Source organism: Luteimonas sp. A537 (genome assembly GCF_054052065.1).
The window spans coordinates 425,945-449,580 of record NZ_JBSVRH010000002.1; the positions used below are offsets into that span (position 1 = coordinate 425,945).

Genomic DNA, 23,636 nt, shown 5'->3' on the forward strand with positions numbered 1-23,636 from the left:
CGCGGTAGAGGGGACGTCTGGATGAACGTCGTGGTATCGGGAATGACGCGAATGGCCGTGCTTCTGGCGCTGCTGATGCTGTTCGCCCTGCCGCTCACCGCCAGCGCCAGCGCCAGCGCCAGCAGCGTGATCGAACTCTCCGCCGATACCGGCGAAATCGCGCTCTCGCCACATGTCACCTATCGCCACGACACCGCCGCGACGGACACCCTGGCCGATGCATGGCGCGCGCTTGAGGCTGGCGGCTTCAGGCCCTTGCCCGGTGGCAACCCGGCCTTCGGCTTCCAGGACGGCGCCTTCTGGGTCCATGCGCGCGTGGTCAATCGCAATCCGGACGAACCTCGCTGGCTGATGGTGCAGACCTATCCGCTCAGCGACCACCTCGACGTCTACCTGCGCTACCCCGACGGCCACGTCGAGCACCACGCCGGCGGCGACACCCTGCCCTTCAGCGAACGCGCCATCCGCTACCGGCATCCCAACTTCATGCTCGACCTGCCCCCCGGCCAGCCGGTGGACATCCTGTTCCGGGTGCAAAGCCAGAGTTCGATGCAGGTGCCGCTGGTGCTGTACACGCCAGGCGCGTTCACCGAACTCTCGCGCGACGCGCAGCTGGCGATCGGCCTGTACTACGGCATCCTGCTGGCGCTGTTCTTCTACAACCTGGTGCTGTGGCTGGTGCTGCGCGACGCCAGCTACTTCTGGTACCTGTTCCACATCAGCGCCTTCGGCCTGGTGCTGTTCTGCCTCAACGGGCTGGGCTTCGAATACCTGTGGCCCAACAACGTCTGGCTGGCCGACAAATCGGTGCCGCTGTCGATCAGCCTGGCGCTGATCGGCATGCACCAGTTCGCGCGCGTGTTCCTGGGGCTGGGCGACCGCTGGCCGACGGGCAACCGGGTGAGCATCATCGCCATCTCCGCCTTCGCCTGCTTCGGCATCGCGGCGGTGTTCGTGCCCTACCGCCTGATCACCCCGGCGGTGTCGCTGGCGGTGCTGGCGAGCATCGTCTGGATCACCGTGGTCAGCGTGGTGGCGCTGCGCAAGGGCTACCGGCCGGCGCGGCTGTTCCTGCTGTCGTGGTCGATGTTCCTCGCCGGCACGGCGGTCTTCACCCTGGTCGCCTTCGGGGTGATCCCCAAGACCTTCTACACCGAGTACGGCGTGCAGATCGGCTCCGCCCTGGAGATGCTGTTCCTCTCGGTCGCGCTCAGCTACCGCTACGCTTCGCTGCGCAACGAGAACGAACGCATCGTCAGCCAGGCCAACGTGCAGCTCGAGCGCACGGTGGCCACGCGGACGCGCGAACTGCAGCGCACGCTCGACCAGCTGGAGCAGGCACATTCGCGCCTGCGCGAGTCCTCGCGCCGCGACGGCCTGACCGGCCTGTACAACCGCTCGCACTTCCACGACGCCTTCGAACGCCTGCTGGTGGCCTGCAACCAGGACCGTCGGCCGCTGTCGCTGCTGATGGTCGACCTGGACTTCTTCAAGGCCATCAACGACGAACACGGCCACCTGGTGGGCGATGACGTGCTGCGCGCGGCGGCCCGACGGATCGGCCAGGCGCTGCGGCCCCACGAGGCGCTTCTCGCGCGCTTCGGCGGCGAGGAATTCGTGATCGTGCTGCCCGGCATCGACCTGCGCGCGGCGGTCGCCGTGGCCGAGGAGGTGCGGCGCGCCATCTCCTCCGCGCCCTGCGAGTCGCAGCAGGGCCCGAACGTACGCATCTCCGGGAGCGTGGGGGTGCACACCGTGGTCCCGGGCACCATCGACGACATCGACGACGCGCTGCAGGTCGCCGACCAGGCGCTGTACGCGGCCAAGGCCAACGGCCGCGACTGCGTGCGCACTTCGATCTCGGCGGCCTGAGCAAGCGGCGCCTCAGCCCGCGCGCTCCGCCAGCACGCGCTCGACGTCGGCCAGGCCCAGGCCACGGGCACGCAGCAGCACCAGCAGGTGGTAGGCCAGGTCGGCGGCCTCGCCCAGCAGCGCCGCGTCGTGCTGGGCCACGGCGGCGAGCGCGGTCTCCACGCCTTCCTCGCCGACCTTCTGCGCCACGCGGTGGACGCCGGCGGCCAGCAGATTCGTCGTGTAGTGGCCCTCGGGCATCGTGCGTGCGCGCTCGGCGACCACGGCATCCAGCGCGCCCAGCCCGCTGCCGGCGGCGCCGGGGAAACAGCTGGTGCGGCCGAGATGGCAGGTGGGACCCGCGGGCACCACGCGCAGCAGCAGCGCGTCGGCGTCGCAGTCGGCCTCCAGCGCGACCACGCGCAGGTGGTGGCCGCTGGTCTCGCCCTTGGTCCAGAGCCGCTGCCGGCTGCGGCTGTGGAACGTGGCAAAGCCGGTGGCGAGCGTGTGTTGCAGCGACTCCGGGCTCATGTAGCCCAGCATCAGCACGCGGTGGCTGCCCGCGTCCTGCACCACGGCCGGCACCAGGCCGCCCTGCTTGCCCCAGTCGAGCGTCGGCATGGCGAGCGGTTCAGTCATCGCGCACCTCGATTCCGCGGGCGCGCAGCCCGCGCTTGAGTTCCGGGATCCGGACCTCGCCGGAGTGGAAGACGCTGGCGGCGAGCGCCCCGTCCACGTCCGCCTCTTCGAATACGGCTGCGAAGTGTCCGATCGCGCCCGCGCCGCCGGACGCCACCAATGGCACGTCGCAGCGCGCGCGCGCGGCGCGCAGCTGCGCGATGTCGTAGCCGGCGCGCACGCCGTCGCTGCCCATGCAGTTGAGGACGATCTCGCCCGCGCCCAGCGCCTGCAGCTCGTCGATCCAGTCGAGCGTGGGCCGGCCGCTGTCGCGCATCACGGCGGCGTCGCCGGTGTGGCTGCGCACACGCCACTGGCCGTCGGCGTCGCGCAGCGAATCGACGCCGGCGACCACGCACTGCCGGCCAAAGGCGGCGGCCAGCTCGGACACCAGCGCCGGGCGCTCCAGCGCGGGCGTGTTGACCGAGACCTTGTCGGCGCCGGCCTGCAGCACGCTGCGCGCATCCGCCACGCTGCGGATGCCGCCGGCGACGCAGAACGGGATGTCGAGCAGGCGCCCGAGGCGCTCGACCCAGGCGACGTCGACCGTCCGCCCCGCGGGGCTGGCGGTGATGTCGTAGAACACGAGTTCGTCAGCGCCTTCGCGCGCGTACAGCGTAGCCAGCTCGACGATGTCGCCGGCGTCGACGTGGTCGCGGAAGCGCACGCCCTTGACCACGCGGCCGTCGCGCACGTCGAGGCAGGCAATGACGCGGCGGCTCAGCACGGCGGCCGCCCGAAGCCGGCGTCGCGGCCGACGGTGGCGGGCGCACCCGCGGCCAGCGCCTCCGCCAGGTCGACGCGACCTTCCAGCAGCGCCTTGCCCAGCACGATGCCCGCGCAGCCGGCGCGGCGCGCGGCGGCGACGTCGGCGGCGTCGCGGGCGCCGCCGCTCGCCTGCACCTGCAGCCCCGGCACGCAGGCGCGAAGCGTGTCGTACAACGCGAGGTTGGGTCCGGCCAGCATGCCGTCGCGTCCGATGTCGGTGCACAGCAGGTGGCGCAGTCCCGCCCGGGCATGGAAACCGGCGAGGTCCTCCAGCCGCTCCGTGCCCTCTTCCGTCCAGCCGTGCACGCCCGGGCGCCAAGCGCCGTCGGCACCGCGGCGCACGTCGAGCGCGACCACGATGCGCTCGGCGCCGAAGCGCTCGATCCAGCCGGCGACGCGCTCGCGCTCGCGCACGGCCAGCGACCCCACCACCACGCGCGCGGCGCCGGCGTCGAGGATCGCGGCGACGTCGTCCTCGTGGCGCACGCCGCCACCGGTCTGCACCTGCAGCGCGCTGTCGGCGCGGATGGCGCGCAGCAGCGGCGCCTGCGTGTAGCCGCCCGCGCGCGCAGCGTCGAGGTCGACCAGGTGCAGCCAGCGCGCGCCGCGGCCGGCATAGGCCAGCGCCTGCGCCAGCGGGTCGGCCGGATAGCGCGACTCGCGCGCATAGTCGCCCTGCGCCAGGCGCACCACGCGGCCTTCGCGCACGTCGATGGCGGGATAGACGGTGAAGCTCATGCGGCCTCCAGGAAATTGCGCAGCAGTCGCGCGCCGGCGGTGGCCGACCGCTCCGGGTGGAACTGTGCGCCAGCGACGCGGCCACGTTCGACGACTGCGGAGAAGGCGGACCCGTGCATCGCATAGGCGACGCAGTCGGCACCCGGCGCGGCCGCATAGCCGTGCACGAAGTAGGCCCAGGCGCCGTCGTCGATGCCTGCCATGAGCGGCGAGGCGCGGCGCGCGCACAGGCGGTTCCAGCCGATGTGCGGCACGCGCAGGCCCGGCGCCGGCCGCATGCGGCGCACCACGCCCGGCAGCAGACCGAGGCACTCCACGTCGCCTTCCGCGGAGTGTTCGAACAGCAGCTGCATGCCCAGGCAGATGCCGAGCAGCGGGACCTCGAGCGCAGGCAGCGCCTCGACGAAGCCCTGGTCGCGCAGCAGGCGCATCGCCGGCGCCGCGGCGCCGACCCCCGGCAGGATCACGCGCGCCGCGCCGCGCAGGCCATCCGCGTCGCGCACGATGCGCGGCATCGCGCCCAGGCGCTCCAGCGCGTAGCAGACCGAGCCGAGGTTGGCGCCGCCGGCGTCGATCACCGCGACCGGCGCGCTCACAGGGCGCCCTTGGTGCTGGGCAGGTCGCGGCCGGTGCGGGCGACGGCCTGGCGCAGCGCGCGCGCAAAGGCCTTGAAGCAGGCCTCGACCATATGGTGGTCGTTCTCGCCGCGGACCTCGATATGCAGGTTGAGCGCAGCGGAATCGCACAACGAGCGGAAGAAGTGCGGCACCAGCTCGGTCGGCAGGTCGCCCACGCGCTCGCGGCGGAAGCTGCCGGTGAACTGCAGCCAGGGCCGGCCACCGAAGTCGAGCGCGGCGCTGGCCAGGGCGTCGTCCATCGGCAAGGTGAAGCCGTAGCGGCCGATGCCGCGCTTGTCGCCCAGCGCCTCGCGCAAGGCCTGGCCCAGCGCCAGCGCCGTGTCCTCGACGGTGTGGTGCTCGTCGACATGCAGGTCGCCGTCGGCCTCGATGGCCAGCGCGATGCCGCCGTGGGTGCCGATCTGTTCGAGCATGTGGTCGAAGAAGGCCAGCCCGGTGCGGATGCGCGGCGGCGCGGCGGCGTCGAGGTCGAGTTCGACGCGGATGCGGGTCTCGCGCGTCTCGCGTTCCACGCGCGCCTGGCGCGGCGCGTCGACCAGCGCGTGCGCGATTGCCGGCCAGTCCCAATCGCCGCCGAAGCGGCCGCGCAGCTTGAAGCCGCGGATGCCGAGGTTCCCCGCGAACTCCAGGTCGGTGTCGCGATCGCCGACCATCGCCGCGCGCGCCCAGTCGATGCCGCGGTCGCGCAGCAGCGGCACCACCAGGCCCAGTCCCGGCTTGCGGGTGGGCGCGTTGTCACCTGGCAGGCTGCGGTCGATGAGGACCTCGCGGAAGCTGATGCCCTGGCTCTCGAACACCTGCAGCATCAGCGCCTGCGGGCCATCGAAGTCCGCCTGCGGATACGCCGGCGTGCCGAGGCCGTCCTGGTTGCTGACGATCACGAAGGCATAGCCGGCGTCGCGCAGCCTGAGCAGGGCCGGGACCACGTCGCGGCAGAAGCGCAGCTTGTCCAGCGCATCGACCTGGAAGTCCTCGGGCTCCTCGATCAGGGTGCCGTCGCGATCGATGAAGAGGATCGGGGTCATGCCGCCACCTCCAGCGCCGACAGTGCGGCGAGCACGCGCGCGTTCTCCGCGGCCGTGCCCACGGTGATGCGCAGCGCGTCATCGAGGCCAGGCGCAGCGCGCTGGTCGCGCACCACCACGCCGGCGGCCAGCAGCGCCTTGAGCGCCGCGCCGGCGTCGGCGAAGCGCAGCAGCAGGAAGTTGCCCTGTGACGGATACACCCGGCGCACGTTCGGCAGCGCTGCCAGCGCCGAGCGCATCGGCTCGCGCTCCGCCACGGCATCCGCGGCGCGCGCGCGCGTGGCGGCGAGCGCATCGGGCGCAAGCGCGGCCAGCGCCAGCGCGGCGCAGGGCGCCGGCACGGGATACGGCGCCTGGCAGGCGCGCAACGCGGCGACCAGGGCCGCGTCCGCGATCACGCAGCCGATGCGGGCCGCGGCGAGCGCGTGCGCCTTGGACAGCGTCCTCAGCACGGCCAGGTTTGGCAGGCGTGACAGCAGCGCCACCGCCGACGGCTGATCCGTGTATTCGACGTAGGCTTCGTCGACCACCACCAGCGCGCGCCCGTCCAGCGCGCGTGCGATGGTCTCGATGTCCACGTGCGACACCAGTCCGCCGGTGGGGTTGGACGGCGAGCAGAGGAAGACGATGCGCGCGCCCGAGCGCAGCGCCTTGCCGATGACCGCGCCAGGGTCGAGCACGAAATCGCCGCCGGCCTCCTCCAGCGGCACCTCGACCAGGCGCGCGCCCTGCAGCCGCGCGCTGACCGCGTACATGCCGAACACCGGCGGCGTCACCAGCACCGCGTCCTCGCCCGGGCGGCACAGCGCGCGCACCAGCAGGTCGATGGCCTCGTCGCTGCCGCGGCCGACCAGCAGCTGCCCGGGCGCGCAGCCATACAGCGCTGCCAGCACGGCGCGCAGGACGTCGGGCTGCGGCTCCGGATAGCGCTGGCAGCGCCCCGCGGGATCGGCGGCGTTGGGCCAGGCCGACTCGTTGGCGTTGAGCCACACCTCGCCTCGAGCGATGTCCGAGCGCGCGGAGCGGTAGCCGGCGAACCCGCGCAGGTCCGGGCGCAGCAGTCCGAGCGCGCTCATGCCGCCCGCTCCAGGCGCAGGCGCACGGCGCTGGCGTGCGCCTCGAGGCCCTCGGCGGTGGCCATGGCGAGCGCGTCCGGGCCGATGGCCGCGATGCCCTCAGCCGTCGCCTCCTGCACGCTGATGAAGTTCTGGAAGCTCGAGACCGACACGCCGCTGGTCGCGACCGCGGCGCCGGCCGTGGGCAGCACGTGGTTGGTGCCGCTGCAGTAGTCGCCCAGCGCCTCGGGCGTGTGGTCGCCGAGGAACACCGAGCCCGCCACCTGCACGCGGTCCAGCCACGCGCGCGGTTCGCGCAGGGCGAGGATCAGGTGTTCGGGCGCGTACGCGTTGCTGACGTCGAAGGCCTGCGCAAGTCCGTCGACCTTGAGCAGCCGCGAGCGCGACAGCGCCTCGCGCGCGATGGCCGCCCGCGGCAGGCGCTCGAGCTGCGCGGCAATCGCCACGGCCACGGCGTCGAGCAGCGCGTCGCTGTCGGACACCAGCAGCACCTGCGAGTCCGGCCCGTGCTCGGCCTGCGACAGCAGGTCGGCGGCGACCCAGGCCGGGTTCGCGCCCGCATCAGCGACCACCAGCACCTCGGACGGCCCGGCGGGCATGTCGATCGACGCCAACCCGCGCTGCGCGACCTGGCGCTTGGCCTCGGTCACCCAGGCATTGCCGGGCCCGAACAGCTTGTCGCAGGCCGGGAAGGTGGCGGTGCCGCAGGCCATCGCCGCGATCGCCTGCGCACCGCCAACGCGGTGCACGCGCGTGATCCCGCACAGGCGCGCAGCGGCGAGCACGGTCGGGTCCACGCTGCCGTCGGCGCGCGGCGGCGTGCACATCACCACCCCGGCGCAGCCCGCCAGCCGCGCCGGCACGCCCAGCATCAGCACCGTCGACGGCAGCGGCGCGCTGCCCGCGGGCACGTACAGGCCGACGCGGCGGATCGGCCGCGCCATGCGCGCGCAGCGCACGCCCGGCGCCGTCTCCACCGCGTAGTCGGCCTGCATGCCGGCGCGGTGGAAGGCCTCGATGCGCGAGGCGGCGGCGCGCAGCGCATCCAGCAGGGCCGGCGGCACGGCTGCCATCGCGGCCTCGAACGCGTCCGCGCCGACGCGGGCATCCTCGAGGTCGACGCCGTCGAACCTGCGGCCCAGGTCGCGCACGGCCGCGTCGCCGCCGTCGACCACCGCATCGATGATCCGGGCCACGGTCGCGGTCACTTCGACCGCCATGTCCTGCACCGGCCGCCGCAGCGCCTCCGCGCGCCCGATCGAATCGAGCGCATTCCAGTCCAGCCGCTTCATGCCAGCGTCCTCTCGATCGGCAGCACCATCAGTCCGCGTGCACCGGCCAGCTTCAGGTCCTCCAGGCGCTGCCAGCCCATCGCGCCGTGGCACAGCGCCTGCAGCGCGAGCGTGTCCTTGCCGTCGACCTGCATCACCGTGGGCGGTTCGGCGTCCGGCAGCAGCGCCAGCAGGCCGGGGAGCGCACTGCGGGAGGCCTGGAACATCAGCAGGCGGCTGTCGCGCAGCTTCAGCACGCCGTCCAGGCGTCGCCGCAGCATCTGCGCGAGGTCGTCGCGGGCGTCGCCGAAGGCGTGCAGCGGTCCGGCCAGCACCGCCTCGCTGCGCAACAGGGTCATCACCGGCACCAGCCGGTTGGCCGCCAGCGTCGCGCCGCTCGACACCAGGTCGCAGACCGCGTCCGCCTGGCCCAGCCGCGGCGCGATCTCGACCGAGCCCGACAGCGTCACCGCGCCCGCAACGATGCCCTGCACGTCCAGCCACTGCTTCAGGAGCGCCGGATAGCTGGTGGCGATGCGCAGCCCGGCGAGCTGCTCCGGCCCGGTCCACTCGACGCCATCGGGGATGGCGATGTCGAGCCGGCAGTCGCCGAAGCCCAGCGGTCGCAGCTCGCTCGCCGCGGCGGCCGCACCCAGCGCCTCACGGCCGGCATTGGTCTCGTCGAGCACGTTGCGCCCGACGATGCCGAGGTCGCAGACGCCGTCGGCGATCAGGCCGGGGATGTCGTCGTCGCGCACCAGCAGCAGGTCGACCGGCAGCGATTCGCCGTGGCAGAACAAGCGGTCGCGGCCCTCGCGCCAGGACAGGCCGCAGGACGCCAGCAGGGCGCGCGCGGGTTCGCCCAGGCGGCCGGATTTCTGGATGGCAATGCGCAGCCGCTCGCGCGGTGCCGCGGAGGAGATCGGACTCATGGCGGGGACTTCAGTGTCGGTCGAGGAGGCGCGGGAACTGCTCGCGGACGGCGGCCGCGTAGCCGCCTTCGCCGTGCTCCAGGGTGCGGGCGACGCGGCCCACGGTGGTGACGCTGACGCCGGTGCGCTGGTGGATCTCGCGGTAGGGCACGCCCTCGAGCAGCAGCGGCACCACGCGCCAGCGGTCGGTCATGGCCTCGAGTTCGGCCGGGGTGCACAGGTCGCGCAGGAACGCCGCGACCTCGGCAGGGTCCTGCAGGGACGCAAGCGCCTTGGCCAAGGCCTTGAAGCCGGCATCGGCATCCTTCTTCGGCACGGGAGCGGGGCGCTGCTTCATCTAGACCAATGTATTAATGCGTTAGCACATTAACGCACGTCGATCGCGGGCGCGCAACCCCTCCCGGCGCGGGCGGGCAGCCAAGACAGGTAACGGGTTCAAGGGACCGGCGGCCTCGGCGGACGCGGCGGACGCGGCGGTCGCGGCCCTCAGGCCCGGCGGCGCTCCGCCAGCATCCAGCCCAGGGCGACACCGGCCAGGGCGCCGATGACTTCCATCAGCACGCGGATGCCAAGCCCGTCGGGGTCATGGATCTTCGACAGCGCGATGCGCGCGTACACCGGCGACTCGAGCTTGACCACGCCCATGTAGAACAGGTGCCAGGTGTCGATGCCGGCGCTGATCGCGATCGCGGCCAGGCAGGCCCAGCCGATCGCATGCCCCTCCGGCCAGCGCGCACGCAGGCCGATGGCGTGGAACAGCGCGTAGGCCAACAGGCCGACCAGCAGTGCGATCAGGCCCGCTTCCAGTGCACCCGGCCAGCCCAGGTGCAGGGGCAGGTTCAAGCGCCCTGCCCCGCGTCGCGCACGGCGGCCAGCAGCACGCCGTCGCAGACCAGGCGCACGGCCTCGGCCACGTCGCCGTCCATCGCGCGGTCGCGCTCCATGCTCGCGATGCGGCCGCGGATCACGCCGTGCGCCACATCGACGGCGCGGCCGGGATGGAAGGGTTCGCTCTCCGCGAGCTCCACGCGCAGCGCTTCGACTTCCTCCATGAAGCATGCGTGGTCCGGCGTGCCCGCGGCCGGCGCGCCCGACACCTTGGCCGCCAGCGCCGCCGCATCGCCGCGCCGCGCCAGGTCGCGCGCGGCGTTGATCATGTCGCGGCGCAGGTCCAGCGCCTGCGCGGCGGTGTAGAGCTCCAGGCCCAGAACCTTGCCCAGGTCGTCGGCCATGGCCAGCACGTGGCGCGCCTCGTTGGCGCCCATCGACACGTGGTCTTCCGCGTTCGCGCTGGTCGGCACCGAGTAGACGCTGGCCGGATGCGCGCGGCTGGCGAGGTCGTTGACGATCGCCGCGGCGGTGTACTGCACGATCATGAAGCCCGACTCGGTGCCGTCCTCGTTGCCGATCAGGAAGGCCGGCAGGCCGTCGCTGGTGGCGGGGTCGACCAGCTTGTTGAGCCGGCGCTCGCTGATCGAGGCCAGCACCGGAAGGGCGGCCTTGAGGTAGCTCATCGCCAGCGCCAGCGGCATGCCGTGGAAGTGCCCGGCGGAGATCACCGTGCTTTCAACGAACGCGCCTCCGACGTGCCCGGCGGCCTTGTCGGGGAACACCAGCGGATTGTCGGTGACCGCGTTGAGCTCGACCTCGAGCACGCGCGCGGCCTGGGCCGCGGCGTCGCGCACCGCGCCGTGCACCTGCGGCACGCAGCGCAGCGAATAGCTGTCCTGCGGCTGGTGCTTCTTGCCGCCGCGGAAGGGCTTGAAGCGCTGGTAGAACTTCTCGCGGCCGTGGCGCTGGCTGGTCGGCACCCAGTCCCAGCCGATGTCGAAGGGCAGCGCCTGCGCGCCGGGCTCGTCCCAGCTGCCCGGCAACCACTGCCGGAAGCGCGGCACCAGGTGGTAGGCGATGTCGGCCAGCGTCGAACCGCCCAGCAGCGCGCGCAGCTGCGCGGCGGCCGCGACCTGGCCCGGATGCGGGCGCAGCGCGTGCACGTCCTCGGCGTAGGCGCCCAGGCGGCCGGCGAAGGCGTCGAGCGTCATCGCCGCGGCAAGGTCCGCGGTGTCGAGCAGGTCCTCCAGCTTCGCCAGTGCCAGCACGCCCATCGCCAGCATCTGCGCGGTGCCGTTGTTGAGGGCCAGGCCTTCCTTGTAGGAGAGTTCGACCGGCGCCAGACCCACGCGCTGGAGCGCATCGGCGCCCGGCATGCGCTCGCCCTCGACGAAGGCTTCGCCGCCGCCCAGCAACACGATCGCGAGGTGCGACAGCGGCGCCAGGTCGCCCGAGGCACCGACCGAGCCCAGCTGTGGCACGACCGGCACCACGCCGGCGTTGAGCAGCTGAGCCATCGCCTGCAGCGTGGACACGCGGATGCCCGAGTGCCCGCGCAGCAGCGTGTTGACGCGAATGCACATCATCGCGCGCACCACCGGCGCCGACATCGGCTCGCCCACGCAGACGGCGTGGGTGATGATCAGGTTGCGCTGCAGCTCGGCGTGCAGGGAGCGGCCGGAAGGCGCGCCACCCGGCAGTTCATCGCGCAGCGGATGGGCGCCGAGCAGCTTGTCGGCGTTGCTGCCGAAGCCGGTGGACACGCCATAGATCGGCTCTTCGCGCCGCACCTGCTCGGCGAGGAAATCGGCGGCGCGCGCCACTGCGCGCAGCGCGCCTTCGTCCAGCGACACCTGGGCGCCGTGGGCCACGGCCACCAGCTGCGGGCGGGTCAGCGACAGTCCGTCAAGAAGTACGGGCTTCATCGTGCGTCTCCTTTGGCGGATGCGATCGCCGGACCCGCGGCGGACCCGGCAAGCGCCCCGACGACGGCGTTGGCTTCATCCACCCGGCATCGCGCGAGCAGCGCATCCGCCAGCCCTTCCAGCGTGACCTCGACCTGCTCGCCGTTGAGCAGGTCCTTCACCGTCGCCACGCCGCGCGCGACCTCGTCCGCGCCGCGCACCACCACGTGGCGGATGCCGGCGCGGTCGGCGTACTGGAACTGCTTGCCGAGCTTGCGCGGCTCGAACTGGGTCTCCACGTTCAGGCCCGCCGCGCGCAGCCGCTGCGAGAGCGCCAGCGCATCGTCCAGGCCGGCGTCGTCGAACAGCGCCACCAGCACGTCCACCGGACTGCGCTCCGCGGCCACCAGGCCGGCTTCGCGCAGCTGCCAGAACAGGCGCGTCAGGCCGATGGAGATGCCGACGCCGGGGAGCTTCGACTTGGTGTAGTGACCGGCCAGGTCGTCGTAGCGGCCGCCGGAACAGATCGAGCCGATGCCCGGGTTCGCGTCCAGCGTGGTCTCGTAGACCATGCCGGTGTAGTAGTCCAGGCCACGCGCGATGGAGAGGTTGATCGCGTAGCGCGACTCCGGCACGCCCATCGCCTTCAGCATGCCGAGCAGCGCGCGCAGCTCGTCGCGTCCCTCCTCGAACTGCGGCGTGCCGGCGCCGAGCGCATCGAGCTTCGCGAGCGCATCGCCATGGCCGTTGGAACGGATGCGCGAGAAGGCCAGCAGCCGCTCGGCCACCTCCGGCAACAGGCCGAAGCCCTCGCCCTCCAGCGTCGCGCGCACGGCCTCTTCGCCGCGCTTGTCGAGCTTGTCGATCTCGCGCAGCACCAGCGGCTGCGCCGCGTCATCGATGCCCTGCCCGGCGAAGAACCCGCGCAGCAGCTTGCGATGGTTGAGCTGGATGGTGAATTCACCGATGCCCAGCGCATCGAACACGGCGTTGATCACCGCCGGTACCTCGGCCTCGAAGCGCGGCGACAGCGTGTCCTTGCCGATCACGTCGATGTCGCACTGGTAGAACTCGCGGAAGCGGCCGCGCTGCGCGCGCTCGCCGCGGTACACGCGCTGCATCTGGTAGCGGCGGAACGGGAAGGCGAGGTGGTGCTCGTGCTCGGCCACGTAGCGGGCCAGCGGCACCGTCAGGTCGAAGCGCAGCGCCATTTCCGGCACGTCCTGCCCGCCGCCGCCCTGGGCTTTCTCCAGCGCGCCGGTGGACTGCACGAAATACACCTGGCGCTCGGTCTCGCCACCGGTCTTGGTCAGCAGCACCTCGGAGAGCTCGAATACCGGCGTTTCCACCGGCAGGAAGCCCCATGCCTCGAAGGTGCGGCGGATGGTGTCGAGCATGCGCTGGAAGGCGACCTGCTCGCGCGGCAGCAGTTCGAGGACGCCCGGGGGCGTGCGTGGCTTGATCAAGGCGGGCTCCGGTGCAGGCCATGCGGATTGGCCCGCCATTCTAGCGACTGGCGCCGCCGCCCCGGCCGCCGGCGCACGCAAGGCTTGCCCTTCCGGCCCCGGAGTCCCTAAAATGCGCAGCTCACCTGTCGGGGTGTAGCTCAGCCTGGTAGAGCGCTACGTTCGGGACGTAGAAGTCGCAGGTTCAAATCCTGTCTCCCCGACCACTTGGTGACCACGCAAAAACCGGCCCCACGGCCGGTTTTCTGCTTTCAGCGCCTCCCGGGCGCGCCTGGACACTGCAGCATGCCGGCTTCCCACGCCGCCACCGGCGGCCCCCACGCACGCGGCTGGCTGCTGGCGCTTGCCGGCATCACGCTTGCGGCCTTCAACCTGCGCACGGCCGTCACCTCGATCACGCCGCTGCTCGATGTCGTGGGCCGGGAGTTTGGCTTCGGCGCCAGCATGGCCGGCTTCATCGGCATGCTGCCCGCCGCGGCGTTCGCGGCCTTCGGCGCCGGCACGCCGGCGATCACCCGCCGCATCGGACTCGAGCGCACCGTGCTGCTGGCCATGGCGCTGGCCGCGGCGGGCCTTGTGCTGCGCTCGCTGGCCGGCGGCATGCCCCTGCTCATCGGCGGTTCGCTGCTGGCGCTGGCGGGCATGGGCATCGGCAACGTGGTGCTGCCGCCGCTGGTGAAACGCCATTTCCCGCATCGTGTGGGCACGCTGAGCGTGGTCTACATCACCGCGCTCCAGGCGGGCACGATCATGGCGGCGCTGCTCGCGGTTCCGCTGGCGGATGCCTTCGGCTGGCGGCTGTCGATGGGCTTCTGGGCGCTGCTGGCAGTGCTGGCGATGCTGCCGTGGCTGGTGTTGCTGCGGCACGGATCCACGGCACCCTCCGACGCGACGTCCTCCGCCGGCGCCACCGGGCTCGAATCCACCCCGGGTTCGCGCAGCCGGGTCTGGCACACGTCCCTGGGCTGGGGCATGGCGCTGATGTTCGGCATGACCTCGCTGGCGACCTACGCCATGTTCACCTGGATGCCCCGGATCTTCACCGACGCCGGTGCATCGCCGGCCTACGGCGGCGCCATGGTGGCCCTGTACACAGGCTTCAGCCTGCTTGGCGGACTGGTGGTACCGGCGCTTGCGGTGCGCATGCCCAACACCTTCGCGCTGGCGGTGATCTGCGCGCTGGCGCAGTTCGCGGGCTTCGCCGGCCTCTGGCTGGCGCCGATGGCGGCGCCTTGGCTGTGGGCGACCCTGGTCGGAATCGGCGGCTGCACCTTCCCGCTCGGCCTGACCCTGATCAACCTGCGCACGCGCACCCCCGCGGGGTCAGCGGCGCTGTCGGGCTTCACCCAGGGCCTGGGCTACACGCTGGCCTGCCTCGGGCCGCTGCTGTTCGGCATCCTCAAGGATGCGAGCGGCAGCCTGGCCTGGCCGTTCGCGATGTTGGCCGTGAGCGTGTTGGTGATGCTGTGCGGCGCGTGGCAGGCGTGCCGGCCGAGGTGTCTGGAAGACATCTCGGCTGCGCGCGTACGCTGAAGCGAACGTCAGCGAAACGACGCGATATCCACCGTCGAGCGCTTCCCCACCTCGGCCGCGTGTGCGTCCAGCCATTCCCGCGCCCGGGCGCGGCCGTGGTCGCGCAGGGTTTCAAGGAACGGCAGGCTGGTGGTCGACTTCGAATCGTCGTCGAGCCGCGCCATCAGTTCATCGTCGGCGACCATGTGCATGCGCTTGCGACGCACCGGATGCTCCTTCACCAGCCACGGCACGATCGAGCGGCGCACGAACTCGCGCATCCGGACCAGGCTGCGCATCTCGGCGAGGAAGGCGGCGTTGAACGCCAGCGCCTGGGTGCGGTCACGGATGTCCGCGGCCGAACGCGGCAGTTCGCCGTGGCTGACCGGGCTCAGCAGCACCAGCAGCACGTCGTCGACCCTGCACTCCGCCAGCAGCGGAAGCACCGGCGGGTTGGCGGCGAAGGCGCCGTCCCAGTACGGCTCGCCGTCGATCTCCACCGCGGCATACAGCGCAGGCAGGCAGGACGAGGCAAGCACCACGTCGGCGCTCAGCTCCGGCGTGCGGAACAGGCGCAGCCGGCCGGTATTGGCATGGGTCGCGGCGATGAACAGATCGAACTTGCGCTGCGCGCGCAGGCGCTCGAAATCGACCTGCGCCTCGACGATGTCGCGCAGCGGGTCGTAGCCCAGCGGGTTGAACTGCGACGGAGCCAGGAAGCCGCTCCACTGCAGCATCAGCGACGCCATGGGCGAGGGCCGGCCATCGGCGGATCCTGCCCCCGCCTGCAGCAGCGGCGCACTGCCGCCGACCGCGGTCCAGAAGCGGGCCAAGGCTTCGCGCGCGGCTTCGGGGCCGCCTTCGAGCAGGCCATGGGCCAGCACGACTGCGTTCATCGCGCCGGCGCTGGTGCCGCTGGCGCCGCGGAGATCCAGGCGCCCGTCCTCGAGCAATGCGTCGAGGACACCCCAGGTGAACGCGCCATGCGCGCCGCCGCCCTGCAGGGCGAGGCTCACGCTGCGCTTTCGGGCACTGGTCCTGGCATTACTCACTGCGTCGGCTCCACGTAAGGCTTCCTTGGCTGCAACCCGGTGGGGGCTGACGCAACAGCATCACACGCCAGCCGCGTCGGCACGCTACACGGTGCCCGATGCTTCAAGTCGCGCGCGCAGCATTTCCAGCCGCAGATCGCCCGCAGCGCCGGGAGACGTGCGCGCGGCAAGGCTCGCGGCGGGATCACCTTCAGCCCAGCGCACCGGATCGGCGGCTTGGCGATAGGCCTCGCGGAACGGCAGGCCGTCGCGCGCCATATCGACGGCGAGATCGGTCGCATACATCGACGGCTCCAGCGCGGCGCGCATGCGCTCCGTGTCCCAGTCGAGGTTGCGCAGCAGGTCGGGCAAGAGCGCCAGCGCCTGCAGGCCCTTGCCGAAGCCGTGGAACAGCGCGCCCTTGGACAGCTGCAGATCGCGGTGGTAGCCGGACGGCAGCGACAGCAGCTGCTCGATCTCGGTGCGCGCGGCGGCGACACTGGCATAGGTCGCGCGCATCAGCTCGATGACGTCGGGATTGCGCTTGTTGGGCATGATCGAGCTGCCCGTGGTGTATTGCGCCGGTAGCCTGGCGAAGCCGTACTCGCCCGAGGTGAACAGGCTCAGGTCCCAGGCCAGGCGGCGCAGGTCGAGCATGGCGCTGGACAGGGCTTCCAGCGCGGCCATCTCGAACTTGCCGCGCGAAAGCTGCGCATAGGTCGCCGCCACCTGCAGGCGACCGAAGCCGAGGGCCGCGGTGGTGTGGTCGCGCTCCAGCGGCAGATTGACGCCATAGCCGGCGGCGCTTCCAAGCGGGTTGGCGTCGATCCAGGCCAGGGTGTCGCCGGCGCGTGCGGCGTTGTCGATGAAGGCCTCCGCCCAGGCCGACCACCACATGCCAAGCGAGGACACGACGGCGCGCTGCAGGTGGGTGTAGCCGGGCAGAGGAACGTCGGCCTCGGCGTGTGCGCGCTCCAGCGCGATAGTGGCGGTCTCGATGCACAGCGCGCGGGTCCGTGCCAGCTTCTCCTTCAGCCACAGCCGCGTGGCCACCAGCACCTGGTCGTTGCGGCTGCGGCCGGTGTGGATGCGGCGGCCGGCGTCGCCGAGGCGTTCGGTCAGGCGCGCTTCGATGGCGGAGTGGCCATCCTCGTAGCGTGCATCGAGCACGAAGCCGCCGCTTTGGAAGTCGTCGGCCAGCGCGTCGAGTTCGCGCGCGATGCCGGCCAGTTCGTCCGCGGCCAGGATGCCGATGCGCGCGAGGCCTTCGGCGTGGGCACGGCTGGCCTGGATGTCGTGCAGGAAGAAGTCGCGGTCGAGGATGACGTCGTCACCGGCCAGGAAGGCCTGGATGTCGCTGTCGACGGTGACACCGGGCTTCTGCCAGAGGAGGTCGGTCATGTCGTTCTCCATTTTTACTGCTGTTGTAGGAGCGGCTATAGCCGCGACCAAGCGCCGCTACACGGCGGTGTCGTGCCTTTTTTGCCCGACGAATCGCGGCTATAGCCGCTCCCACAAGGGGGCTGATGGTGGTCGCGGTGGTGAGGGCGTGGGGCGGTGGTCAGCGGCATGGGTGATCAGTCGAACGGGATGCCCTGGGTCTCGGGGTAGCCGAAGGCGAGGTTGAGGTTTTGCAACGCCTGGGTGGCGGCGCCCTTGAGCAGGTTGTCGAGCGTGGACACCACCACCAGCCGGCGACCGTCGGCCGACAGCGTGAAGCCGCCGACTTCGACGCCGTGGCGGCCGGCGATGGCGCTGACCCAGGGTGCGTCGTCGGTGACGCGCAGCAGCGGTTCGGCGTTGTAGCGCGCGTGGTAGCGGGCCGCGACCGCGTCGAGGGCGATCGGCTCGCGCAGGTGCATGTTCGCGGTCAGGGTGATGCCGCGGAAGTGCGCCGCGACGTGCGGCATGAACTCGACCGGCGTGCCCAGGTGGTGGGTGACCTCGCGCTCGTGCAGGTGGTCCACCAGCGCGTAAGGCATGAGGTTGTCGCGGAGCTTGTCGGCGTTGTTGCGGTCCGACGGCGTGGTGCCGGCGCCGGAGTAGCCGGACACGCCGAAGCACTGCACCGGGCCCTCGATCAGGCCGAGCATCGGCGCCACCGCAAGCTGCATGGCACTGGCGTAGCAACCGGGATTGGCGATGCGACGCTGGCCCGCGTACGTGCCGCGCGTGAGTTCCGGCAAGCCGTAGTACCAGGCGTCACTGAAGCGGTGATCGGCCGAAAGGTCGACGATCACCGGGCCATCGGCGTCGACGGCATCGGCCTGGACATCGACGTCGGCATCGGTATCGGCGTGAGCGCCTGCCGTGCCCAGCGATGCGATGCAGGCCTCCGACTTGCCGTTCGGCAGCGCCAGTATCCAGGCATCGAGCCCGAGGCCACCGAGTTCCTCATGCGCGAGGCTCCGGTAGCGCAGCTCGCCGCGATACTCGGGTACATGGTCGGACACGCGCTGCCCGTCGAGCTCACGCGATGACACCGCCGCGAGCTCGAAGCCGGGATGCGCGGCCAGCAGCCGGATCAGTTCGGCGCCGGTGTGCCCGCGCGCGCCCACGATGCCAACGGTCCTAGCCATCGAAGCCCTCCTCCTTCTCTTTCACATCCACCAGGGTGGCCGGGCGCGTGGCGCAGTGGGCGACCGCGCGCTCGATCTCCGGGAACTTGTCCATGCCGTACCAGAACACCTTCCACATGTCCTGCTTGAAGCATCCGTCGGACTCGGAATAGTAGAAGGCATTCGCCGCGTTGCCGTTGCGCGAGCGCCAGAACAGGCTCGGTGTTTCTTCGCGCATCACCTGCCAGACGGCGCGCCCCAGGCCTTCGCCCTGGGCATCGTCGAGCACGGCGAACTTGTCGAGATAGGGCACGCCGTCGACTTCGGTCAGGATCACGGCGGTACGGTAGTTCTCGCTGACATAGGCCCGCAGCAGCGGCGTGCGCTCGAAATAGTCCGGCAGCAGGCTGCGGCCAAAGGCCGACTCGATCAGCATCCGCAGCCGCGACAGGTCGAGCTCACTCCAGGCGGCCGCACGCAGCACGCGCTCGCCGCGACGCACCAGGGTGCCGGAGCCCTTGTGGGTGAACAGCTCGCGCGCCAGCTGGTCGGGCCGGGTGATCGACACCGACGATGACGGCGGCAGCACCATCAGCAGATCGTGGATCTGCTCGATCTTCAGGCGCATGCCCGAGTGCAGCCAGGGCTGCGCCAGCAGTTCCTCGTACTCGGTGCTGAGGTTGATCGAATCGATCACCTTGTCATCCGGACCCAGCAGGCCGCCGGTGCCGGTGAGGAAGACGATCTTGTAGGGCTGGATGGCCTTGATCAGCTCGTTGGCGGCCCAGTCGGCGTTGACATTGACGATCTGGCCTTCGGCGGTCTCGCCAAGCGAGGTGATCACCGGGATCGAACCGGCCTTGATCGCCGCGCCGATGCCGTCGGTGTCCACGCGCACCACCTGGCCCACCAGGCCGTAGCGCTCGCGGTCGAGGAAGCTGCACTCGAACACGCCCGACTGGATCGAGGTCGCGCGCACGCCCTCCACCTGCAGTGCCTCGACCAGGCGCAGGTTCTGCTGCCGCATCACCCGGCGCACGATCGCCAGCCCCGCGGCATCGGTATGCCGCAGGTTGTCGATGGTGCGCTTCTCGATGCCGGCCTCGCGCATCGCCTGGTCGAGCTGCGGCCCGGCGCCGTGGACCACGATCGGCGTCAGCCCCACCTGCTGCAGGAAGGCCAGCGACGAGGTCAGCGCCTCGAGGTCGTCGCGCAGCACCGCGCCGCCGACCTTCACCACCGCGAAGCGCTTCGCATCCAGCTGCGAAAAGCGCTTCAGGTACTGGCTGATCTCTTTCGCGCTGCCCATCCCCGACAACAGTCGAACGATGGTCTGGCGGGTCTGTACGTGTGCTTGCATGGGTTGCTGCTTCGTGGGGCTGGGAGAGAGGCAAAAGCTTTTTTGCCACGGATTTGCGCGGATGAACGCGGATAGAGCAACGGCCTTTATGCCACGGATCGTGCGGATGAACGCGGGTGGAGCAAGAGCCCTTTTTGCCGCGAATTTGCGCGGATTACGCGGATCATGGCGAGGCCAGCCGAATTATCGCGCCCTGCCCCACAACACATGTTTCACAGGGATTTCCTCTTCGAACTCGCCTTGACCCAATCCGCGTAATCCGCGCGAATCCGTGGCAAAAGAGCGCTCCTTTTCTGTCTTTGCTTTATCCGCGTTCATCCGCGCAAATCCGTGGCTGAAATGCTCTGGCTTTTAATGATCCCCACCACCGCCGCGGCATAGGTGCGCAGTTGGTCAAGCGACACCCATTCATCGGCGGTGTGGGCCTGGGCGATGTGGCCGGGTCCGAAGACGATGGCGTCGAGGCCGGCGGCGGAGAACAGCGAGGCTTCGGTCCAGAAGTCGACGGCGTTGCCGATGGGCAGGTCGAAGCCTTCCGCCAGGTCGCGGGCGGCCAGGCGGCGTTCTTCGGCGGCTGCGGTGTCGCCCGCGGGCAGCGAAGGGCCGTGGAAGGTGGCGGTGTAGTCGCTGCCTTCCGGCGCCAGGGCTTGGAAGCGCGCGTGCAGCTGCGCCACATCGTGCGAAGGCAGCGGACGAAATCCGAAGCGCACTTCGGCCGCGGGCGCGATCACGTTGGCCTTGATGCCGCCTTCGACGCGACCGATGTTGAAGCGCAAGCCGGTCAGGCCGCCGAAGCGCTGGTGGGCCTCGGCTTCGGCAAGCGCCAATGCATCCACGCCCCAGCGCATCGCCTTGTGCACGGCGCTCGCCGAGAGCGCCTGCGCGCCCGAGGCATGGCCGGCCTCGCCGTGGAAACGCAGCTGCACGGCGGCGATGCCGCGATGGGCGAGCACGGCCTCGCAACCGGTGGGCTCGGCCACCAGCACCTGGCGGAAGCCGTGGTCGGTGGCCAGGAAGGCAGCGATGCAGCGCGGGTCGTTGGCCTCCTCGTCGCTGGAGAAAAGGAAGGCGGCATCGCCGTCCACGGCCTGCGCAGCCGCGACCAGGCACGCGGCCGCGCCCTTGATGTCGCAGGCGCCGAGGCCGATCGCACGGTCGCCTTCGACGCGCAGCACGTGCGGATCGGCCGTCCACGCCGGCGAATCCGGCACCGTGTCCAGGTGCACGTTGAACAGCAGCGACGGAGCGCCGCGGCGCGCGAACAGCGACACCGCGCCGGCGCCGTGGTCGGTCACGGTCACTTCGAAGTCCGGCAGCTGCGCGCGGATGTAGTCGAAGATGCCGCCGGTGCCGATCGCCCGCGGCGGATTGCGGGTATCGAAAGACACCAGCGCGGCCAGGTGTTCAAGAACCCTGTCGATCACGACGCCAGACTCCTGTGGGAAGCGCTGCCAGAGAATCCGGTCACGACCTGTTGACCTCGGCCCACAGGGTGCTGCTCATGCCAAACAGCTTGATGAAGCCTTCGGCCTCTTCCACGCCCCAGTCGGCGGACTGCGCATAGGTGGCACCGCTGGCGTTGAGGATGTGCGGCGAACGCACGGCCACGGCGTCGACCCGCCCGCCGCGGGTTTCCAGCATCACCTCGCCGTTGACCATGCGTTGCGACGAGGCCAGGAAGGCCTCGAGGTCGGTCTTCAGCGGGTCGTGGTAGAAGCCTTCGTACACCAGCTCCACCCACTTGCGGCCGACGTCGGGCTTGAAGCGGTTCTGCTGCTTGCTGAGCACGGCTTCCTCGAGCGCGCGATGCGCGACCAGCAGCGCGGCCAATCCCGGCGCTTCGTACACGATGCGGCCCTTCAGGCCGATGGTGGTGTCGCCGGTATACATGCCGCGCCCGACGCCATAGGAGGCGAACATGCGGTTGAGCCGGGCCAGGATCTGTTCGCCCGGCATGTCCTGGCCATCGATCGCCACTGCTTCGCCACCGATGAAGCGCAGCGCGACCTGCAGCGGCTCGGCCGGCCAGGCGCTGCGCGGCGCGCACCAGCCGCGCGCGCCCTCACCCGGCGCTTCCCAGCGATCGATCTCGCCGCCGGACATGGTGATGCCCAGCAGGTTCTCGTTGATGGTGTAGGCCTTCTGCCTGGACTGCACGCCGAAGCCCCGCGCTTCCAGGTAGGCCTGTTCGTAGGCGCGCGTCTGCGTGTGTTCCTTCTGGATCTCGCGGATCGGCGCCACGATGCGGTAGTCGCCGCTGGCCTTGACCGCGAGGTCGAAGCGCACCTGGTCGTTGCCCATGCCGGTGCAGCCGTGGGCGATCGCGTTGGTGCCGAGGTCCTTCGCGCGCGCCAGCGCGGCGTCGACGATCAGGTAGCGGTCGGAGACCAGCAGCGGGTACTGGCCCTGGTAGGCCTCACCGGCGTGGACGAAGGGCTTCACGAAGCCCTCCCAGATCGCCGGGCCGCCGTCGATGGTGACGTGGCTGGCCACGCCCAACTCGGCCGCCCGCGCTTCGATCGCCTCGCGCTCGGCCGCGTCCACGCCGCCGGTGTCGGCGAAGACGGTGTGCACGGCCCAGCCGCGCTCCTGCAGCCACGGCACGCAGAAGCTGGTGTCGAGGCCGCCGGAGAAGGCGAGGACGATGTCTTTGGATTCGGAAGCGGAAGCGGTCATGTCGGATCTCTGGATGGGGGAACTGTGGGAGCGGCTGCAGCCGCGATCGTTGTCGCCGGATCGCGGCTATAGCCGCTCCCATAAGAGTCGGGGGATGGTGGGTAGACCGTCAGCGCGCGCCCACCAGCGTGCGCATCACCGCCTTCTGCACGTGCAGCCGGTTCCCCGCCTCCTGCACGGCGATGCAGGCCGGCGAGTCCATGACCGCGTCGCTGGCCTTGACGTTGCGGCGCAGCGGCAGGCAGTGGCTGAAGACGGCACCGTTGGTGCGCGCCATCTTGGCCTCGTCGACCATGAAGTGCCGGTACTGGTCGCGGACCGGCTTCTCCGGGGCCCAGTTGCCGAAGTACGGCAGCGCGCCCCAGCTCTTGGCGTAGACCACGTCGGCGCCGGCGTAGGCGGATTCGATGTCGTGGCTGACGGCCAGCGAGCCGCCGCTCTCGGCCACGTTGGCTTCGGCCCAATCCATGTAGCGCCCGTCCAGCACGTACTCCGGCGTCGGGCACAGCAGGGTCACGTCCATGCCCATCCGCGTGGCGATGGTCAGCGCAGAATTGGCGACCGCGGTGTTGAGCGGCTTCGGGTGATACGTCCAGGTCAGCACGTACTTCTTCCCGCGCAGGTCGCTGGTGCCGAAGTGCTCCTGCAGCGCCAGCGCATGCGCCAGCTCCTGGCAGGGATGGGTGATGGTCTCCATGTTGATGACCGGCACCGTGGCGTACTTCGCGAAGCCTTTCAGCACCCGGTCCTCGCGGTCCACCGCCCAGTCGATGAACTTCGGGAAGGCGCGCACGCCGATCATGTCGACGTACTGGCTCAGCACGCGCGCGACCTCGGCGATGTGTTCCTCGGTCTCGCCGTCCATCACCGTGCCCAGCTCGAACTCGATCGGCCAGGCATCCTTGCCCGGCTGCAGCACCACCGCGTGCGCGCCGAGCTGGAAGGCGCCGAGCTCGAAGCTGGTGCGGGTGCGCATCGATGGATTGAAGAACACCAGGGCGATCGACTTGCCCTTCAGCGCATCGCCGATCGGCTCGCGCTTCATGCGCGCGGCCTCGGCGAGCACAGCGTCGAGTTGGGCGCGGGTCCAGTCCTGGGTGTTGAGGAAGTGCTGCGGCGTGGGAGTCATGGCTTGGTCCATGGGAAACGGAAACGAAAAAGCCCGGCTCGGGCCGGGCTTCGAACGACGGAACACAGCTGCGGTCCGGTCTAACCCAGGGAAAGGTCGGATTCCGGTCGACGCGCGCGCGAGGTCATGCCTGCCGCCATGCGGGCGGAGGTCAGGAGGTCGTGGACTCGGGCGTCGGCGTGTTGCATTGCA

General features: G+C 70.9%; 21 protein-coding genes and 1 tRNA gene. 3 read left to right on the top strand and 19 right to left on the bottom strand.

The annotated features are described in order from the left end of the window. The first annotated feature begins 51 nt into the window (after nt 1-51). A complete protein-coding gene (locus ACW7GZ_RS05890; RefSeq protein WP_457008350.1) occupies nt 52-1,872 on the top strand; it encodes a sensor domain-containing diguanylate cyclase in 1,821 nt (606 codons plus the stop codon). A gap of 12 nt (nt 1,873-1,884) precedes the next feature. Here the strand turns inward: ACW7GZ_RS05890 and hisIE are convergent, their stop codons facing one another. The 12 genes from hisIE to hisS form a co-directional block, all read right to left on the bottom strand. Then, a complete protein-coding gene (gene hisIE, locus ACW7GZ_RS05895; protein ID WP_457008352.1) occupies nt 1,885-2,490 on the bottom strand; it encodes a bifunctional phosphoribosyl-AMP cyclohydrolase/phosphoribosyl-ATP diphosphatase HisIE in 606 nt (201 codons plus the stop codon). Then, a complete protein-coding gene (gene hisF / locus ACW7GZ_RS05900) occupies nt 2,483-3,256 on the bottom strand; it encodes an imidazole glycerol phosphate synthase subunit HisF (RefSeq protein WP_457008354.1) in 774 nt (257 codons plus the stop codon). Before hisF ends, hisIE begins: the two co-directional genes overlap by 8 nt. Further along, nucleotides 3,250-4,035: a HisA/HisF-related TIM barrel protein gene (locus ACW7GZ_RS05905; protein ID WP_457003285.1), complete on the bottom strand. Its 786-nt coding sequence runs from the start codon at nt 4,033-4,035 to the stop codon at nt 3,250-3,252. The genes hisF and ACW7GZ_RS05905 overlap by 7 nt, the downstream gene beginning before the upstream one ends. Beyond that, complete coding sequence (gene hisH / locus ACW7GZ_RS05910) at nt 4,032-4,631, bottom strand: imidazole glycerol phosphate synthase subunit HisH (protein WP_457008356.1); 600 nt, start codon at nt 4,629-4,631, stop codon at nt 4,032-4,034. The genes ACW7GZ_RS05905 and hisH overlap by 4 nt, the downstream gene beginning before the upstream one ends. Beyond that, nucleotides 4,628-5,698 carry a bifunctional histidinol-phosphatase/imidazoleglycerol-phosphate dehydratase HisB gene (gene hisB, locus ACW7GZ_RS05915; protein WP_457008358.1) on the bottom strand — a complete coding sequence of 357 codons (1,071 nt, stop codon included), beginning with the start codon at nt 5,696-5,698 and terminating at the stop codon, nt 4,628-4,630. Before hisB ends, hisH begins: the two co-directional genes overlap by 4 nt. Beyond that, on the bottom strand, nt 5,695-6,774 hold the full coding sequence (hisC, locus tag ACW7GZ_RS05920; protein WP_457008360.1) for a histidinol-phosphate transaminase: 1,080 nt from the start codon (nt 6,772-6,774) through the stop codon (nt 5,695-5,697). The genes hisB and hisC overlap by 4 nt, the downstream gene beginning before the upstream one ends. Then, on the bottom strand, nt 6,771-8,066 hold the full coding sequence (hisD, locus tag ACW7GZ_RS05925) for a histidinol dehydrogenase (protein WP_457003278.1): 1,296 nt from the start codon (nt 8,064-8,066) through the stop codon (nt 6,771-6,773). The genes hisC and hisD overlap by 4 nt, the downstream gene beginning before the upstream one ends. Beyond that, nucleotides 8,063-8,977: an ATP phosphoribosyltransferase gene (hisG, locus tag ACW7GZ_RS05930; protein ID WP_457008362.1), complete on the bottom strand. Its 915-nt coding sequence runs from the start codon at nt 8,975-8,977 to the stop codon at nt 8,063-8,065. Before hisG ends, hisD begins: the two co-directional genes overlap by 4 nt. Before the next feature lie 10 nt (nt 8,978-8,987). Continuing rightward, nucleotides 8,988-9,314, bottom strand: coding sequence for a YerC/YecD family TrpR-related protein (locus ACW7GZ_RS05935; RefSeq protein ID WP_457003275.1), 327 nt, complete (start codon nt 9,312-9,314; stop codon nt 8,988-8,990). Nucleotides 9,315-9,463: 149 nt separating this feature from the next. Beyond that, entirely contained in the window at nt 9,464-9,820 is a 357-nt protein-coding gene (locus ACW7GZ_RS05940; RefSeq protein WP_343278509.1) for a hypothetical protein, read from the bottom strand. Further along, on the bottom strand, nt 9,817-11,733 hold the full coding sequence (locus ACW7GZ_RS05945) for an HAL/PAL/TAL family ammonia-lyase (protein ID WP_457008364.1): 1,917 nt from the start codon (nt 11,731-11,733) through the stop codon (nt 9,817-9,819). Before ACW7GZ_RS05945 ends, ACW7GZ_RS05940 begins: the two co-directional genes overlap by 4 nt. Beyond that, nucleotides 11,730-13,178 carry a histidine--tRNA ligase gene (gene hisS / locus ACW7GZ_RS05950; RefSeq protein ID WP_457008366.1) on the bottom strand — a complete coding sequence of 483 codons (1,449 nt, stop codon included), beginning with the start codon at nt 13,176-13,178 and terminating at the stop codon, nt 11,730-11,732. Before hisS ends, ACW7GZ_RS05945 begins: the two co-directional genes overlap by 4 nt. A gap of 129 nt (nt 13,179-13,307) precedes the next feature. Here hisS and ACW7GZ_RS05955 point away from each other — a divergent pair. After that, nucleotides 13,308-13,384 (top strand) — tRNA-Pro (locus ACW7GZ_RS05955). A 79-nt stretch (nt 13,385-13,463) separates the two neighbouring features. Beyond that, complete coding sequence (locus tag ACW7GZ_RS05960; RefSeq protein WP_457008368.1) at nt 13,464-14,711, top strand: CynX/NimT family MFS transporter; 1,248 nt, start codon at nt 13,464-13,466, stop codon at nt 14,709-14,711. A gap of 8 nt (nt 14,712-14,719) precedes the next feature. On the opposite strand, the gene ACW7GZ_RS05965 is transcribed toward ACW7GZ_RS05960, so the two are convergent. From ACW7GZ_RS05965 to ACW7GZ_RS05995, 7 genes are all read right to left on the bottom strand, one after another. Further along, nucleotides 14,720-15,706: a patatin-like phospholipase family protein gene (locus tag ACW7GZ_RS05965; protein ID WP_457008370.1), complete on the bottom strand. Its 987-nt coding sequence runs from the start codon at nt 15,704-15,706 to the stop codon at nt 14,720-14,722. 120 nt (nt 15,707-15,826) lie between these two features. Further along, nucleotides 15,827-17,122 (bottom strand): argininosuccinate lyase, encoded by a 1,296-nt coding sequence (argH, locus tag ACW7GZ_RS05970; RefSeq protein ID WP_457003258.1) that lies wholly within the window; start codon nt 17,120-17,122, stop codon nt 15,827-15,829. A 176-nt stretch (nt 17,123-17,298) separates the two neighbouring features. Beyond that, complete coding sequence (argC, locus tag ACW7GZ_RS05975) at nt 17,299-18,300, bottom strand: N-acetyl-gamma-glutamyl-phosphate reductase (protein ID WP_457008372.1); 1,002 nt, start codon at nt 18,298-18,300, stop codon at nt 17,299-17,301. Continuing rightward, nucleotides 18,293-19,639 (bottom strand): acetylglutamate kinase, encoded by a 1,347-nt coding sequence (locus tag ACW7GZ_RS05980; RefSeq protein ID WP_457008374.1) that lies wholly within the window; start codon nt 19,637-19,639, stop codon nt 18,293-18,295. Before ACW7GZ_RS05980 ends, argC begins: the two co-directional genes overlap by 8 nt. A 314-nt stretch (nt 19,640-19,953) precedes the next feature. Further along, nucleotides 19,954-21,063: an acetylornithine deacetylase gene (locus ACW7GZ_RS05985; protein WP_457008376.1), complete on the bottom strand. Its 1,110-nt coding sequence runs from the start codon at nt 21,061-21,063 to the stop codon at nt 19,954-19,956. Between the two features lie 40 nt (nt 21,064-21,103). Further along, the gene (locus ACW7GZ_RS05990; protein ID WP_457003252.1) at nt 21,104-22,315 is read right to left on the bottom strand and encodes an argininosuccinate synthase; all 1,212 of its coding nucleotides are present in this window, start codon (nt 22,313-22,315) and stop codon (nt 21,104-21,106) included. 109 nt (nt 22,316-22,424) lie between these two features. Beyond that, a complete protein-coding gene (locus ACW7GZ_RS05995) occupies nt 22,425-23,444 on the bottom strand; it encodes an N-acetylornithine carbamoyltransferase (protein WP_457003250.1) in 1,020 nt (339 codons plus the stop codon). Nucleotides 23,445-23,636: the final 192 nt, after the last annotated feature.

What these genes read in the sequence shown, in the direction of transcription:
- ACW7GZ_RS05890 (WP_457008350.1), top strand. Translation starts at nt 52, where the DNA reads ATGGCCGTGCTTCTGGCGCTGCTGATGCTGTTCGCCCTGCCGCTCACC.
- hisIE (WP_457008352.1), bottom strand. Translation starts at nt 2,490, where the DNA reads ATGACTGAACCGCTCGCCATGCCGACGCTCGACTGGGGCAAGCAGGGC.
- ACW7GZ_RS05905 (WP_457003285.1), bottom strand. Translation starts at nt 4,035, where the DNA reads ATGAGCTTCACCGTCTATCCCGCCATCGACGTGCGCGAAGGCCGCGTG.
- hisB (WP_457008358.1), bottom strand. Translation starts at nt 5,698, where the DNA reads ATGACCCCGATCCTCTTCATCGATCGCGACGGCACCCTGATCGAGGAG.
- hisC (WP_457008360.1), bottom strand. Translation starts at nt 6,774, where the DNA reads ATGAGCGCGCTCGGACTGCTGCGCCCGGACCTGCGCGGGTTCGCCGGC.
- hisD (WP_457003278.1), bottom strand. Translation starts at nt 8,066, where the DNA reads ATGAAGCGGCTGGACTGGAATGCGCTCGATTCGATCGGGCGCGCGGAG.
- hisG (WP_457008362.1), bottom strand. Translation starts at nt 8,977, where the DNA reads ATGAGTCCGATCTCCTCCGCGGCACCGCGCGAGCGGCTGCGCATTGCC.
- ACW7GZ_RS05935 (WP_457003275.1), bottom strand. Translation starts at nt 9,314, where the DNA reads ATGAAGCAGCGCCCCGCTCCCGTGCCGAAGAAGGATGCCGATGCCGGC.
- ACW7GZ_RS05945 (WP_457008364.1), bottom strand. Translation starts at nt 11,733, where the DNA reads ATGAAGCCCGTACTTCTTGACGGACTGTCGCTGACCCGCCCGCAGCTG.
- ACW7GZ_RS05960 (WP_457008368.1), top strand. Translation starts at nt 13,464, where the DNA reads ATGCCGGCTTCCCACGCCGCCACCGGCGGCCCCCACGCACGCGGCTGG.
- argH (WP_457003258.1), bottom strand. Translation starts at nt 17,122, where the DNA reads ATGACCGACCTCCTCTGGCAGAAGCCCGGTGTCACCGTCGACAGCGAC.
- argC (WP_457008372.1), bottom strand. Translation starts at nt 18,300, where the DNA reads ATGGCTAGGACCGTTGGCATCGTGGGCGCGCGCGGGCACACCGGCGCC.
- ACW7GZ_RS05980 (WP_457008374.1), bottom strand. Translation starts at nt 19,639, where the DNA reads ATGCAAGCACACGTACAGACCCGCCAGACCATCGTTCGACTGTTGTCG.
- ACW7GZ_RS05990 (WP_457003252.1), bottom strand. Translation starts at nt 22,315, where the DNA reads ATGACCGCTTCCGCTTCCGAATCCAAAGACATCGTCCTCGCCTTCTCC.
- ACW7GZ_RS05995 (WP_457003250.1), bottom strand. Translation starts at nt 23,444, where the DNA reads ATGACTCCCACGCCGCAGCACTTCCTCAACACCCAGGACTGGACCCGC.